Source organism: Enterobacter sp. RHBSTW-00975, assembly GCF_013615235.1.
Taxonomy (GTDB): domain Bacteria; phylum Pseudomonadota; class Gammaproteobacteria; order Enterobacterales; family Enterobacteriaceae; genus Enterobacter; species Enterobacter ludwigii.
In genome coordinates this window covers 1,175,429-1,190,707 of record NZ_CP055883.1, presented here as the reverse complement: position 1 = coordinate 1,190,707, position 15,279 = coordinate 1,175,429, and the positions used below count along the sequence as shown (strand labels likewise).

Annotated in this window: 10 protein-coding genes; 7 read left to right on the top strand and 3 right to left on the bottom strand. The window is 52.8% G+C overall.

The genetic code is table 11. The features are described 5' to 3' along the window. Positions 1 to 19: 19 nt before the first annotated feature. The 3 genes from entF to fes are packed head-to-tail and all read right to left on the bottom strand — an operon-like array spanning position 20 to position 5,296. Positions 20 to 3,877, bottom strand: coding sequence for an enterobactin non-ribosomal peptide synthetase EntF (gene entF / locus HV340_RS05715; RefSeq protein WP_063925323.1), 3,858 nt, complete (start codon positions 3,875 to 3,877; stop codon positions 20 to 22). Beyond that, positions 3,874 to 4,086, bottom strand: a complete 213-nt coding sequence (locus tag HV340_RS05710; RefSeq protein WP_014169063.1) for an MbtH family NRPS accessory protein — start codon at positions 4,084 to 4,086, stop codon at positions 3,874 to 3,876. Before HV340_RS05710 ends, entF begins: the two co-directional genes overlap by 4 nt. Positions 4,087 to 4,096: 10 nt before the next feature. After that, positions 4,097 to 5,296 carry an enterochelin esterase gene (gene fes, locus HV340_RS05705; protein WP_063925325.1) on the bottom strand — a complete coding sequence of 400 codons (1,200 nt, stop codon included), beginning with the start codon at positions 5,294 to 5,296 and terminating at the stop codon, positions 4,097 to 4,099. A 251-nt stretch (positions 5,297 to 5,547) separates the two neighbouring features. Between fes and HV340_RS05700 the strand changes: the two genes are divergently transcribed. The 7 genes from HV340_RS05700 to HV340_RS05670 all read left to right on the top strand — a co-directional run bounded on the left by HV340_RS05700 (position 5,548) and on the right by HV340_RS05670 (position 15,269). Beyond that, positions 5,548 to 7,797, top strand: coding sequence for a TonB-dependent siderophore receptor (locus HV340_RS05700; protein ID WP_020885035.1), 2,250 nt, complete (start codon positions 5,548 to 5,550; stop codon positions 7,795 to 7,797). Positions 7,798 to 7,917: 120 nt separating this feature from the next. Further along, positions 7,918 to 8,580, top strand: coding sequence for an enterobactin synthase subunit EntD (gene entD / locus HV340_RS05695; protein ID WP_049023501.1), 663 nt, complete (start codon positions 7,918 to 7,920; stop codon positions 8,578 to 8,580). A gap of 504 nt (positions 8,581 to 9,084) precedes the next feature. Continuing rightward, positions 9,085 to 9,255: a hypothetical protein gene (locus HV340_RS05690; RefSeq protein ID WP_154815901.1), complete on the top strand. Its 171-nt coding sequence runs from the start codon at positions 9,085 to 9,087 to the stop codon at positions 9,253 to 9,255. A 102-nt stretch (positions 9,256 to 9,357) separates the two neighbouring features. After that, positions 9,358 to 9,618: a hypothetical protein gene (locus tag HV340_RS05685; protein WP_049023500.1), complete on the top strand. Its 261-nt coding sequence runs from the start codon at positions 9,358 to 9,360 to the stop codon at positions 9,616 to 9,618. A gap of 149 nt (positions 9,619 to 9,767) precedes the next feature. Then, a complete protein-coding gene (locus tag HV340_RS05680; RefSeq protein ID WP_044866907.1) occupies positions 9,768 to 11,042 on the top strand; it encodes an HlyD family secretion protein in 1,275 nt (424 codons plus the stop codon). Beyond that, positions 11,035 to 13,167: a peptidase domain-containing ABC transporter gene (locus tag HV340_RS05675; protein WP_063925327.1), complete on the top strand. Its 2,133-nt coding sequence runs from the start codon at positions 11,035 to 11,037 to the stop codon at positions 13,165 to 13,167. Before HV340_RS05680 ends, HV340_RS05675 begins: the two co-directional genes overlap by 8 nt. Further along, positions 13,164 to 15,269, top strand: coding sequence for a prolyl oligopeptidase family serine peptidase (locus HV340_RS05670; RefSeq protein WP_063925329.1), 2,106 nt, complete (start codon positions 13,164 to 13,166; stop codon positions 15,267 to 15,269). Before HV340_RS05675 ends, HV340_RS05670 begins: the two co-directional genes overlap by 4 nt. Positions 15,270 to 15,279 lie beyond the last annotated feature (10 nt).

The following is a 15,279-nucleotide window of genomic DNA, read 5'->3' as shown; positions in this document are numbered from 1 at the left end:
TGAGAGTGAGGGGAAACCGCTACCTCAATATCGCCTTCAGCACCGGTCCTATCGTCTCAAACGCCTGCGGTGAAATGATATCCACGTGGGCACAATCCTGGCTGTAAACCTCCAGTTCCCCCACCCACGGCGCCCAGGCCTGCTGCGGATCCAGCGTTTGCGTGCGCCCGGCAACAAACAACGTCGCTTTACCGTCGAACCGTGAACTGTGCGCCGTTGTCAGGAGGCGGACGGCATCGGCGTAATTCCCTTCGATGGCGTTAAAGAGCTCGCCAGAGCCTTGCCCCTGCTGCGCGGCGATAAACGCCTGCCGCTCGCGTTCAATTTCTGCCAGTACGTCCGGATCGAGACCATTGGCCTCTTTCTCTGCCCAGTTCTGGGTTTCCGGCGGCCAGGTATCCAGCAAGCCGAGAAACGCCACCGCGTCACCCTGCTCGCGCAGACGGGCCGCAATGCCCTGCGCCAGCGTGCCGCCAAGCGAGTAGCCGAACAGATAATACGGCCCCTGCGGCTGTTGCCCGCGCAGAGTCTGCAGATGATGTTCGATCACCTCGTCCAGCGTAGCGCACTGCTGCATCGGCCCTTCCGGACGCGGCGACTGAATGCCGGTGATTGACCAGCGCGGGCTGAGATAGCGCGCCAGCACGCTAAACTGCCAGGCAAAGCCGGATGCCGGATGGAAGCAGAACAGCGTCGGACCGTTGCTTTCACGCAGCGGCAGAAGGGTCTCGTAGCCCAGACGCTGTGCCTGTTCGTCATTCATCGATGAATCCAGCAGCGCGCTGAGCATGCTGACCGTCGAGGCCACCATAATCTGCCCCGGCGTGACCCTGCGGGCAAACGTACGGCTGAGCTGCGCGGCCAGGCGCATCGCCAGCAGGGAATGACCGCCGAGGGCGAAGAAATCGGCATCGATGTCGTTCACCTCACAACCGAGCAGGGCAGAAAATGCCTGCGCGACGGCCACTTCAGCGTCTGTTTCTGGCGCCCGCCCGGACGTCTTGCGGGTCAATTCCGGCAACGGAAGCGCCTTGCGGTCAAGCTTTCCGTTGGCAGAGAGCGGCAGCGCGCTGATTTGCAGCAGCACCACCGGCACCATATGGGGCGGCAATTGAGCTTTAAGCGAGTGCAGCAGCGCATCGCGGTCCAGCGGCAAGCCGGACCCGGAGACGACATACCCTACCAGCTGTCGGGCATCGCCCCCGGTTGCCGCCGCCTGATTAAAGACGCACGCGTGCGCTACGGCCTGCGCCACGTCAGGCAGCAAAAGCATCGCACGATCGATTTCGCCGAGCTCGATACGCTGACCACGAATTTTGAGCTGATCGTCACTGCGGCCCAGATATTCCACCGCGCCGTTATCCAGCCAGCGCGCCACGTCACCGGTGCGGTACATCCGCTCGCCAGGTGCAAAGGGATCGGCAATGAAGCGGCTGGCGGTCAGGTCCGGCCGACCGAGATACCCCTGCGCAAGCTGGATCCCGGTAAGATAGAGATCACCGGCCATGCCGAACGGCACCGGACGCATCATCGCATCCAGAATGCGCAGCCCCGTATTCCACACCGGGAAGCCAATCGGCACGCTGTTGCCCGCTACCGCCGCCAGTTCCGGACCCGATGCCGGATACCAGCTCACGTCCACCGCCGCTTCTGTTGGACCATAAAGGTTATGCAACGGGACATGAGTAAGGTGCTCCCACTCCCGACACAGTTCTGTCGGCAGCGCTTCCCCGCTGCAGAACACCTGCTTCAGGGTCTGACAGCAGTCGGCATTTCCCGGCGTCAGCGAGGCAACGAACGCCGCCAGCATCGACGGCACAAAGTGTGTCGTGGTCACGCCATAATGCGCGAAGAAGTTCTGCATCGCCTGCGGATCGCGGTGCGCGTCCGGCTCGGCCATCACCAGCTTCGCGCCGGCGATAAAGGGCCACCAGAACTCCCAGACCGAGACGTCAAAACTGCACGGCGTCTTCTGCGCCACCACGTCATGCGCGTCCAGCGGATAGTGATCCTGCATCCACATCAGGCGATTAACGATGGCGGTATGCCCTACCATCACGCCTTTTGGCCGCCCCGTTGAGCCTGAGGTAAAGATGATGTACGCCGTGTGCGCCGGCTTTGCCAGCCGCAGCGGTTCACTGCCCGCTGGGGGTAATAGTGTGTTGTAACTAAATACAGGGACCGGCAGATCGCTAAAGCGCGAAAGCTGATCGTCAGAGGCGATCAGCAGGGACGGTTTCGCGTCCTCCAGCATCATGCGCAGACGATCGTCCGGGTAACCGGTATCCAGCGGCAACCACGCGGCGCCCGCCTCCACGATGCCGTGCAGCGCCAGGGTAAGAAACACCGAGCGCGGCAGGGCTACCGCCACGCTGTCGCCTGGCTTAACGCCGCGTTCCCGCAGTAATGTCGCAAGAGCCACCACCTGCTCGCGCATCTGGCGGTAATTCAGTTCGATGTGCGCATCAGCAAGCGCGGGGGCATCCGGCGTTTTATCCGCCTGGTCTGCCACCAGCTGAGCCAGCGTGGTTGACGGTAGCGCCAGCCCGGTATCATTGATACGCGCCAGCTGCTGGTATTCCTGCTCTGAAACGGTTTCTGCTTCGCCGCAGCGCAAATCCGGGTTGGCAGCAAACTGCATCAGCATGGCGTTCAGGCGTGCAACGTGGCGCGTTAGCGTCGCTTCATCGTAGCGCTGCTTATTGGCAAGGATTTCAATATTCAGGCCGCCCTGCTCGTCCGGGAACAGCGCCAGTTCAAGGTCATTGACCGGGCCAGTGGCCAGCGTATGGGTGATGGCGTCCACGCCATCTATATCCAGCTGATAATCAAACACCTTGACGTTCAGTACCGGGCCAAACAGCGCGTCATCGCCCGCGGCACGTCCGCTGTCGCGCACGATCTGCTCGGCGTCATAACGCTGATGGCGACGCATTTTTTTCAGCTGGTGTGCCAGACGATGCGCCAGCGCAGGCAGGCTTTCGTGCGGGGCGATGTTCACCGCCAGCGGCAGCACGTTCAGCACCGGACCGGTTGCCGTTAAGGCCGCCGACCCCATTCGGCGCATAAAGATAAACCCGGCGGCGTAGTCCAGCCGTCCGGTCAGACGCCCGATCCACAGCGCCACCAGCGCAAGCGCCAGATCGGTACGCTGAACCGGCCCCGCCGCCTGAGCAAGCCGGGTAAAGGCGCGGCGATCAGCCGTCACCTTCAGACGCAGAATATCGGTGGTCGCCGCACGGCCCGGCAGCGGTGCCGACGACAGCGAGACCGGGGAAGGAAGCTGCTTACGCTGCTCCGCCCAGAACGCCCCGTCGCGCTGATACGCTTCGCTGTCGCGATAGCGCTGGTACTCCCCCACCACCTCGGCGAAAGGGGTAAACGGCGACGCGGGCGTGGGCTCGCCGTTTTGCCATGCGCGATAAATGGCGACGATCTGGCGGGTAATCGCCGGAAAACTGAAGCCATCCACCACCAGATGATGATATCGCTGATACCAGTACCAGTGCCCTTCGCCTACCTGAATCAGCTGATGGAACGCCAGCGGCTGACCGCTGTCCACACGCAGGTTCTGGTTTAAATCCGCTGCCATCAGGGCCATCGCCGCGTCATGGGATTCGGCGCAAACCACGGACGGTTCAGGCAGTGACATAGCGTCATCCACCCATTGCCACACCTCGCCATTCTCTTGCACAAAACGCATGCGCAGGGTGTCGGCCTGCCGCATCCCTTCAACAATGGCTTTTGCCAGCAGCGGTGCGTCAATATTGCCCTTCAGCTCGGTGTAGTGCGCCACGCTCCAGGCGTTTGGCAGGGAGGAAAGCTGCTCCGCCATCCAGATACCCGGCTGGGCGGCGACAAGAGGAAGACGGTTCATGCTTTCTCTCCCGCAAAATACGACGGTTGCAGGGTTTGCCAGTGGTCGGCGAGCCACTGCTGACAGGCTTCCTGAGATTGTGCTTCACAGACCACGCGCCAGCCCGCCGGCAGCTGGCACTGCTGCGGCCACAGACTGTACTGTCCCTGGTCGTTACGCAAAATAGCAAACTGACCCTGCGGATTATCGAAAGGGTTGCTGAATTCCATACAGACTCCGTTAGTGAATAAGCGGCTGCCAGAGGGTCATCAGCCCCTGCGTCAGCCCACCGCGCCAGCAAAGCGCGTCGTGTCCGCCGTCAACCTGACGCCAGATAACCGGTTGCTGCGGGTGCAGTTCGGCGTAGATCGCCTGATTCGCGCGGAAGATGAGCGGCTCATTGCGTCCGGCCTCAAGAACGATACGCAGCCCGCGCGCGGTGAGGTCGCCCGCTTTAAGTTGTTCGATGAGCAACCCGTCCTGCTGACCGCCACGGTGCGGCCACCAGTAGGAGCCGGACTGGCTTAATACGCAGCCAAAGCGCTCGGGCCAGTTAAGCCCGGCATAAAGTGAAGAGAGGCCGCCAAAGCTTTGACCCGCGACTACCGTTCGGTCGGCGCGGTCGCTGAACGGAGTGCGGCTGTTCACCCGCGGGAGAAGTTCCTCCTGCACCGCCTGCCAGAAATCCGGGTTGCAGGGCAACTCGTGATTGCGGTGCGCCATGTCGATCACATCGATTAAGACGTAGACGGCAGGCGGCAGTTTGCCCGCGTTTGTCAGCGTGGTCAGCGGAGACCACACGGGCATGCTTTCGGCCCAGAACTGGCCGTCGAGCAGTACGGCAAGCGGCCGCTCCGGGCTGTCTTCACCGGTGGTGAAAACCCACACCCGGCGGCGGTTATTCAGACGCACGCTTTCCCATTCAAAGCAGACGGGCGCGTTGCCGGGCGTTGCGGGCGTGTTCCAGCCAGGCTGAACCGGGGCCTCGGGCATTTCGAGCGCCGAGACGGGATGCCCGCGTCCGCCGCGCCAGCTTTGCGGATTTAGCGGATCGGCCATTGCCGCGGGGAGCAACTTTCGCCAGCCTTCACGCAGCGCCAAACGATCGGGTTGCTCGCCGTGGAAGACCGCGTCAGCAAAATCATCTTCGTTCACTGAGGGGATAAAACAGTAGCTGCCGCGCCATTGCGGGGTGAACGCGCCCTGCCACTGCCAGACGTCAGTATCAGGAATGCGCTCAAGGGATTGCGGACGGGCATTTTGATGGTGATCGGTCACGCCGGTGATGTAGAGCCAGACGCGTTTTAGCGGCGAGGTTTTTTGCGTTCCTGCCGGATCACGCCACCAGAAAGTGACGCGATAGTGCCCCTTCTCGCGGGTCCATTCGGGTCCGTTTTTCGACTGCCACCAGGCTTCACTTCCCGTTTTTAACCCCGTCACCCGTATAACCTCATGTTTATCAGTCTTTTTTGTTTCAGGACAAATTTTATTGATAATATTATTGATAACTATTTGCATTTGCAATAGCGTAGTGGCCGCGCTGTGGGAAGCGCGCTCATAAAACAACCATGCCACGCGTTGTGTGCGCTCGAGGACGGGGCTGCTTACGCAAACTGCGGGTGACACCATGCCGCCTCCTCTCCCTTTCGGGAATGGAGCCCGGGGATGCGGCGCGAAAAGCAGGACGTACAATGAATAAGAAGATTCACTCCCTGGCCTTGCTGGTCAACTTAGGGATTTACGGCGTTGCGATGCCAGCGCTGGCAGACGACAACACCGCCAACGCGCAGCACGAAGACACCATGGTGATCACCGCCGCAGAGCAGAACCTGCAGGCACCAGGGGTATCGACCATCACCGCCGATGAAATCCGTAAAAACCCGCCCGCACGTGACGTGGCCGAAATCATCCGCACCATGCCTGGCGTTAACCTGACCGGGAACTCCACCAGCGGACAGCGCGGCAATAACCGTCAGATTGATATTCGTGGTATGGGTCCGGAAAACACCCTGATCCTGATTGACGGCAAGCCGGTCACCAGCCGCAACTCCATCCGTCTGGGCTGGCGCGGCGAGCGAGATACCCGCGGTGACACCGGCTGGGTACCGCCAGAGATGATTGAACGCATTGAGGTCATTCGCGGCCCGGCCGCAGCTCGCTACGGTAACGGTGCGGCAGGCGGCGTGGTGAACATCATCACCAAAAAATTCGACAACCAGTGGCATGGCTCCTGGAACACCTACCTGAATGCTCCAGAACATAAGGATGAGGGTTCCACTAAGCGCACCAACTTCAGCCTGAGCGGCCCGCTGGGCGGCGACTTCAGCTTCCGCATGTTTGGTAACCTGGACAAAACCCAGGCCGATGCGTGGGACATCAACCAGGGTCACCAGTCCGATCGTACTGGTACCTATGCCGACACCCTGCCTGCAGGCCGTGAAGGGGTCGAGAACAAAGACATTAACGGCGTGGTCCGCTGGGACTTCGCGCCCATGCAGTCCCTGGAGTTTGAAGCGGGCTATAGCCGCCAGAACAACCTCTACGCGGGTGATACCCAGAACACCAACAACGACAACAGCTCCAGCGGTCTGGTGAAGAAAAACTACGGCAAAGAGACTAATCGTATCTATCGCCAGAACTTTGCGGTGACCTGGAACGGCGGCTGGGATAATGGCATCACCACCAGCAACTGGGCGCAGTACGAGCACACCCGCAATTCGCGTCTCGGCGAAGGCCTGGCGGGCGGTACGGAAGGATTGTTCAACAGCAATAAATTCACCGACACCGACCTGGCTGATGTGATGCTGCACAGCGAAATCAACCTGCCGATTGATTTCCTCGTCAACCAGAACCTGACGCTGGGCACCGAGTGGAACCAGCAGCGCATGAAGGACTCGACCTCCTTCTCGCAAACCCAGCAGGGCGGGACCATTCCGGGGCTCAGCAACGATCGTAGCCCCTATACCTCGGCGGAGATCTTCTCCCTGTTCGCCGAAAACAACATGGAGCTGACGGACAGCACCATGCTGACCCCGGCGCTGCGCTTCGATCACCATACGATCGTCGGTAACAACTGGAGCCCGTCCCTGAACCTGTCGCAAGGCCTGGGTGACGACTTTACGCTGAAGATGGGTATCGCCCGCGCCTATAAAGCGCCGAGCCTGTACCAGACCAACCCGAACTATCTGTTGTACAGCAAAGGCCAGGGCTGCTACGCCAGCTCCGACGGCGTGGGTTGCTACATGATGGGTAATGACGACCTGAAAGCCGAAACCAGCATCAACAAAGAGATTGGTCTGGAGTGGAAACACGACGGCTGGCTGGCGGGCGTGACCTGGTTCCGTAACGACTACCGCAACAAGATTGAAGCGGGGTATGCGCCAGTCGGCCAGACCTCTACCAGTAAAGTGACCACCGATATTTACCAGTGGGAAAACGTACCTAAAGCGGTGGTTGAAGGTCTGGAAGGCTCCCTGAACGTGCCGGTCAGCGACACGATCAACTGGACCAACAACATCACCTATATGCTGCAAAGCAAGAACAAGGAGACCGGCGACCGTCTGTCGATCATCCCGGAGTACACGCTGAACTCAACCCTGAGCTGGCAGGTACATCAGGATGTGTCGCTGCAGTCGACCTTCACCTGGTACGGCAAGCAGCAGCCGAAGAAGTACAACTACAAAGGCCAGCCGGTGACCGGATCTGAGAAAGACGAAGTCAGCCCGTACAGCATCGTTGGCCTGAGTGCGACCTGGGACGTGACCAAAAACGTCAGCCTGACCGGCGGCGTGGATAACGTCTTTGATAAACGCCAGTGGCGCGCGGGTAATGCCCAGACCACCGGCAACGCCACAACCGGTGCCTATATGTACGGCGCGGGTGCATACACCTATAATGAGCCGGGCCGAACCTGGTTTATGAGCGTGAACACGCACTTCTAAAGCAGGCTGTGTCTCCCCTCTCCTGCCGGGAGAGGGGCTGAATGTCTCCCTCTCCCGGCAGGAGAGGATCGGGGTGAAGGCATCAGGCCGCACTATTCCTCAACGTCAGGACGAGAAAACATGCGCACCACCCACTCCACATTTCGTCTTGCCGGAACCACGGTCCACCAAATTACCTTCGATCCTACCACCTTTACCAACGCCGACCTCCTTTGGCTTCCTCACCAGGCCCAGCTAACCGACGCCGGGCGAAAACGAAAAACCGAACACCTTGCCGGTCGCCTCGCCGCCGCCCACGCACTCAGAGCGATTAACGAACGCGCCGTTCCCGGCATCGGTCCCAGCGGGGAACCCCTCTGGCCGGAAGGCATCACTGGCAGCATTACCCACAGCGGTACACAGGCGATGGCGGTGGTTGCGCGCTATCCGCATACGCTAATCGGCATTGATCTGGAAGCCATTCTTTCCGAAAACGAAGCTCACGAAATAAAGGAAGGTGTCATCGACGCACAGGAAGAAACACGCCTTTTGCAGTCGGGCAAGCCTTTCGCGCTTACATTGACGCTCGCATTCAGCGCCAAAGAGAGCCTGTTTAAAGCGCTTTTCCCTGTAGTGAGGGAATATATGGGATTTGAATGCGCACGGGTCAGTGCATTGAATGAGAACACGCTGGTATTAAAACTTGCCCAACCCATAGGGTGTTATTACGAGGGATTGTGTTTTAACCTGGTATGGCAAATTATGGACGAAAGCGTATGCACGTTACTCGTCGTTCAGGAATAGTTTTGACTTTTATCCGAAAAATTCAACACCCTACTCTTTTGATAAAATATCATTACTGAAAACAAAACAATTATTAATATAAAACCCAACCACAAAGAAATATCCTTGCAGCTTTATCACGCCTACGATCATGTATAAAAAATATAGCACCTCACAACCTATCTCGATGTGGGAAACATACACCCCTTGGGTGCAAATGTTAAGAGAATCTATCCCTTCCTACTACTTTTAATAGTTAGATAAAACCAATTTAATTTTAGAACATAATCCACAACTCGCCACCATGCTTTCCATAACAGAATTACGCAACGAAACTTAGAGGTAGATCAAAAACCCAAAGATAAAAAAACCGTGAAAGATGAAATAAGTCATTTCCATTTTCTTTATTTCAGGAACATTATGTTAAGGCTGTTTTACTTTAACTTCATATAACTAAGGAAAGTCTAATGCGTGAATTAAATCAAAATGAAATGAGTATTGTGGCCGGCGGTATTGGTGCCGGTAATGGGAACGGTAATCACAGTGGCAACGGCAATGGCAATAGTGGTGGTAATGGTGGTACCTGTAATGGCGGCAATGGCGGTAATGGTGGCCGCGGCGGTAATGGCGGTAATGGGGGTAACGGCGGAAGCTGCGGCGGTGGCAATAATGGCGGTCGTCGATAGCCATCATTAAAAGCCAAAACGACGACCCGCTGTAAGTTTGTCATGGCGAGTCGTTGTGCGTGATGCATTATTTTATCAGGAGTAAAAATGCGAGAACTACTGAAATCAGAGAGTGAAGGTATTTCTGGGGGTTCGCAATGCGATGGTGGAAGTGGAGGTAACGGGGGCGCAGGCGGTAATGGCGGCCGCGGAGGTAATGGAGGAACCTGTGGTTCTGGAAATGGTGGTAATGGCGGTAACGGGGGACGAGGCGGGAACGGGGGTGATGGTGGAAATGGTGGCCCTGGAGGGAAAGGGGGCAAAGGCGGTAAAGGTGGTCCCGGTGGACACGATGGCCGTAACGGTAGGGATGGTTGAGTCGTCGAAGAAATAGTATTACCGAAGCGTAGCAAAGCAAATTACATATGCAGGAAAAAACACGATACCCCTGGATATGCAGAATAACCAGGTGCAATTGACTTAAAATTGTCACCTGGTGAACCACACAAAATCACGAAATCTTTTAAAAAAAGGAAAAAGTGCGTGTATCGCCAAAAAGCGGTTGATCACAAAAAATTGAGATGGCAAGGAAGAGCCATATTACTGTCTGGGATCCCTGTTTGGTTGGTTGCAGGGCTATCTGTTTTTTTTGTTATTGCTTTTCTAACCTTCGTCCTAACGTTCACCTATACGAGAAGAATAACTGTAGTGGGAGAAATAACCACCTATCCTCGTTCATCTAACGTTTACGCCAGTGTTCAGGGGGTGGTAGTTAAACAATTTGTCAAAGAAGGTCAACTGCTCAAAGTAGGTGATGCTATTTACATGATCGATGTTAGTAAAAGCACACGTAGCGGTGTTGTCAGCGATAATCAGCGTATGGATGTTGACAACCAGCTGACACGTATATCTCAAATCATGTCTCTTCTCCAGGAAAATAAAAAAAACACTCTTGAGATGCTCAAAAAACAAAAAGAACAATATAGCGCTGCTCTCAAACGTTCCTCAGATATTATCACCCAAGCCCAGGAAGGCCTCCATGTAATGAAAACTAACATGGAGAACTACCGGCATTATCAGGCCCGTGGTCTTATTACTCAGGATCAGCTGATTAATCAGATAGCCTTATACTACGAACGACAGAATAACATGATTAACCTGTCTGCCCAGAGTGACCAAAACGCGTTGCAGGTGACAACACTGGAGAGTCAGATTCAGACGCAGGCCGCTGAATTTGATAACCAGATTCATCAAATGGAACTTCAGCGCTATGAATTGCAAAAAGAACGTCTGAGTATTGATGCTGGAGGCGCTATTATTATCCGAGCCATGGCTAACGGGAGGGTAGATTCCCTTAGCGTCACCGTCGGGCAGATGATCAAGCCGGGCGACAGTCTGCTACAAATCATCCCATACAATATCGATCATTTCTCTCTTGTCATTTGGGTACCGAATGACGCAGTCCCCTATCTTAATGCTGGAGACCGCGTGAACATCCGCTATGAAGCCTTTCCTGCTGAAAAATTCGGTATGTTTGGCGGAGCAATTTCTGTCATCTCACGTTCCCCAGCCTCCCCACAGGAAATGCAAACCTATCAAGGGGCGCTTAAAGTGGCCTCATCTTCAGCTGCACCCTACTACAAAGTTATTATCAAACCTGACAGACAAAATATTGCGTACGCGGGTAAACGTCTGAGCTTGGGTAATGGAATGCAAGCTCAAAGCACCTTATTTCTGGAAAAAAGGAAGATCTATCAGTGGATGCTTTCCCCCTTCTACGATATGAAAAATAGCATAGAGGGCCCGATAAATGAGTAAACGTGCTTTTAAAACGCTTCTCGGACAACTCGATCTTCATCTGCGTTCTCGGGTTCCACTAGTTCATCAAACGGAATCCTCAGAATGCGGTTTGGCATGTCTTGCGATGATTTGTAATCACTATGGAAAAAATAGCAATCTCATCTCCTTGCGACAACAATTCAACCTATCTGCACGTGGGACAACACTGGCAGGAATGAAAGAAATTGCTGAACAATTAGGACTTGCATCTCGCTGTTTATCCCTGGAACTTCATGAACTCAACTCGCTTAAGATCCCCTGCATCTTACATTGGGATTTTAACCATTTCGTAGTTCTGGTCGGTGTGAAACAAAATCGAGTGATCCTGCACGACCCTGCCAGAGGCCGTAGAACGATAAATCTCGAGGAAATGTCTCAATACTTCACTGGCATAGCACTCGAAGTATGGCCTGGAAGTACATTTACCGAAGAGCAAGAAAGTCACCACTTCAGCCTCAAAGCCCTTGCAGCAAAGGTACATGGTCTTAAGGGTACGCTAGCGAAAATATTTTTCTATTCGCTCATTATTGAATCCATAAATCTTCTTATCCCGATAGGTACTCAGCTTGCACTGGATCATGCTATTCCCGCTGCAGATGTGGGCTTACTGACACTGATTTGTATTGGTCTGTTACTCTTTACTTTCTTACGCCTGGCATTGAGCGCACTGCGTTCATGGTCTTCATTATTAATGACTACGCTCATTAATGTTCAGTGGCAATCCGGGTTATTTTCACATTTACTGCGGCTACCTTTGAGTTATTTTGAGCGACGCAAGTTAGGTGACATTCAGTCGCGCTTTGGATCGTTGAACACTCTTCGGGAAACCTTTACCAGTAGTATCGTTGGAGCACTCATCGATGGAACGATGTTGATCGGTGTTGTCATTATGATGGCACTTTATGGCGGCTGGCTCACAGGCGTTGTTATGTGTTTTACTGCTCTGTATGTCCTCATCCGTCTTATGACGTACAGTACCTACCGCGAATTATCGGAGGAAATTCTCGTTAGAGACGCCCGAACCCGATCTTATTTCATGGAAACGTTGTACGGTATAGCGACCATTAAAATGCAAGGTTTTAGTGAAAGAAGAAGCATCCACTGGCTGAACCTGGAAATTGACACAATTAACACTGAAATAAAAATCACCAAAATGGATTTGCTTTTTGGTGGCGTAAACTCCCTTATCACTGCTTGCGAGCAGATAGCAATGCTATGGCTGGGTTCAAGACTCATTATAGATAACGATATAACAATTGGGATGTTCATCGCTTTCGGTGTATTCAGAGAACAATTTGCCGACAGAATTTGGTCATTAACTAATTTCCTGACTAAGTTGCGCATGATGCACCTTCATAATGAACGTGTGGCAGATATTGCACTTAATACTCAAGAAAAGAAAAAGCCCGATAGAGAAATATTAAACACGATGAAACCTGTAGCCCTAGAAATAAATGCATTAAGCTACCGATATGATGACCATTCGGCCGCTGTCTTTCGTGGTCTTTCTTTCCAGGTTTTAGCTGGAGAAAGTGTGGCAATTACAGGCCCGTCAGGTGCAGGTAAAACAACGCTTATGAGGGTTCTTTGTGGATTGTTTGAACCGCAGACAGGTTCAGTAATGATCGATGGTAATGACATTCAACAACTTGGTTTAAACAATTACCGCAAAATAATCGGGTGCGTAATGCAGGATGATAAGTTATTTTCTGGTTCTATTAGAGAAAATATTTGTGGCTTCGATGAAAATGCCGATTACGAATGGATGGAAGAGTGCGCTCGCGCAAGCTTTATCCATGGTGCTATTGTAAAAATGCCCATGGGATACGATACATTAGTTGGAGAACTTGGTGAGGGGTTGTCTGGAGGACAGAAACAACGCATCTTTATTGCCCGCGCACTTTATCGTAAACCCGGGATATTATTTATGGATGAAGCAACCAGTGCATTGGACGAAGAGAGTGAAACGTATGTTAATCAGGCTATCAAAAAGCTAAACATCACCCGAATAATCATTGCTCACAGACAATCAACCATCGCATCTGTTGAGCGTGTGATTCGATTAATGCCACAGACAGAACAGCATGGACTGCACTCTGAATGAAAAATCGCGTAAGACTGAGTATAAAACCGACATTATTCATAATAGTCATTTTGCTTGGCTGCGTTTTTTTCACTCATGCCCATGGGAGAAACGCTGATGTTGACAACAACGTAGATCCTTATCGCTGGATGGAAACCGACGGACAACAGACAGCTCGTTGGCTAAGCCATCACTCAGACCAGGCGGTTAAAATATTACACACCCTCCCCTGGCGAAATGCACTGGCGAAAAGACTAAGCATACTGGTTAACACAGAACCAACTCTATCTGATATCTATGATGCGGGCGATCGTCGTTTCTACCTACGATCGACAACTGAACATCCTTATCTGCGGCTTTTTGTGCAACAAAAGGGAAAACCTGAACGAGTGGTTATTACCCCTCCCGTCGGATATGGGATTAATTTTTTTAGCCCATCTCCAGACGGTCACTATGTGGCTTTTGGATTATCGAAAAATGGTACTGAAACTACGGCAATAAATGTCATCAGAGTTGCGGATGGTGTCGTATTAAAAGATGAAATTTCCGCGGTTCGCTATCCTAATGTTGTCTGGGCAGCGGATAACCAGTCATTTTATTACAGTCTTAACGATACAACTCATGATACCGGGCGACAAACATGCGGAAAAGTCTACTACCATCATTTAGGGAGCCAAAATGATGTTATGACTTTTGACTGGCATACTCTCCCGGAATTGACACAGAAGAAATGTGAAAACGTTAATTTGTTTGCATCCCCCGACTCTGCATATCTCATCGTTTATTTTTCGAAATCAATCAGCGGTTATGGCGGCTATCTTTTTTCAGCAAAAAACGCTCCCGCACTCAACGGAATATTACACTGGGCCAAAATCATTGATGTTGATGAGAATGTTTCTGCCTTTGTTTGCTCTGGAAAGTGGATTTATTTTGCTAACATGAATTCATCATCAGGTTATGATATCTCAAGAGTCGATCTGAGTACTCCTACTTCAAAACGAGAGCATGTGATGAGCTGGGCAAATGGTGAGCTCACCCAGCTAACCACCAGTCGGGATTCACTTTATATTGCATACCATGACTCTGGCACCAATAAATTCGTACGTATTCCTTTTGAAGACCCGAATAAACACCAGTTCATTCCAGCACCAGCAGATGAAAATGTGAGTGCAATATTCGCCAGCAATAACCGCAAGGATATCCTCTTCACCCGACAGAGTTGGCTCACGCAACCTGCTATTTTCCAGTATAACCCGGTCAATAATCGCATCAGAGATACGAATTTAATATCACCGGTAAAACAATCCTTTACAGACTATGTGACGGAAGAAATATGGGTTCTCACAGCAGATAACGTCCGCGTTCCGTTAACTTTAATTCATCATAAAGGGATTGAACACAATGGTGCCACCCCCATCTGGTTGACAGCTTACGGCGCTTATGGAGTAAGTACTCTTCCTGAATTTGATATTTCCCGCTTGCTCTGGCTTGAACAAGGCGGAGCCATCGCAATCGCGCATGTTCGAGGAGGAGGTGAACTGGGTCCAGCATGGCATGAAGGAGGTAGAGCGAATAAGAAAGAAAATTCTATTAATGATTTTATTCGTTGCGCTGAATATCTCGTTGATAATAATTACACCTCACCGTCAAAATTGGTGATCAGTGGTGAGAGCGCGGGGGGGATTATAATGGGTATGGCAATGACGCTTCGCCCAGAACTATTTTCAGCTGTGGCGATAGACGTCGGAATACTTAATACCAGTCGACTGGATAAAATTCCAATAGGCGAGATGAATTTTGAAGAGTTGGGTTCACCTTTTACACAATCAGGCATGCTCAATTTGTTAAAAATAGACGCTTATCAGCATCTGGTTCCAGGTAAACGCTATCCCCCGGTGTTGTTAACGGTCGGCCTGCATGACCAACGAGTCTCCCCCTGGCAGACAGCAAAATTCGCAGCCCGATTGCAGACAATAAACAAACCGTGGAATGTTCCGGTGCTGGTATTAGCTTACAGTCAAGGAGGACACAATGCGGCCACCTACGCAGAAGCTGATTCAAAATTAGTCGACACTGTGAGTTTCTTTATATGGAAAACCGGTATTCATTTTCAGAATCATTAATATTGCGCAG

What these genes read in the sequence shown, in the direction of transcription:
- entF (WP_063925323.1), bottom strand. Translation starts at nt 3,877, where the DNA reads ATGAACCGTCTTCCTCTTGTCGCCGCCCAGCCGGGTATCTGGATGGCG.
- HV340_RS05710 (WP_014169063.1), bottom strand. Translation starts at nt 4,086, where the DNA reads ATGGAATTCAGCAACCCTTTCGATAATCCGCAGGGTCAGTTTGCTATT.
- HV340_RS05700 (WP_020885035.1), top strand. Translation starts at nt 5,548, where the DNA reads ATGAATAAGAAGATTCACTCCCTGGCCTTGCTGGTCAACTTAGGGATT.
- entD (WP_049023501.1), top strand. Translation starts at nt 7,918, where the DNA reads ATGCGCACCACCCACTCCACATTTCGTCTTGCCGGAACCACGGTCCAC.
- HV340_RS05690 (WP_154815901.1), top strand. Translation starts at nt 9,085, where the DNA reads ATGGGAACGGTAATCACAGTGGCAACGGCAATGGCAATAGTGGTGGTA.
- HV340_RS05675 (WP_063925327.1), top strand. Translation starts at nt 11,035, where the DNA reads ATGAGTAAACGTGCTTTTAAAACGCTTCTCGGACAACTCGATCTTCAT.
- HV340_RS05670 (WP_063925329.1), top strand. Translation starts at nt 13,164, where the DNA reads ATGAAAAATCGCGTAAGACTGAGTATAAAACCGACATTATTCATAATA.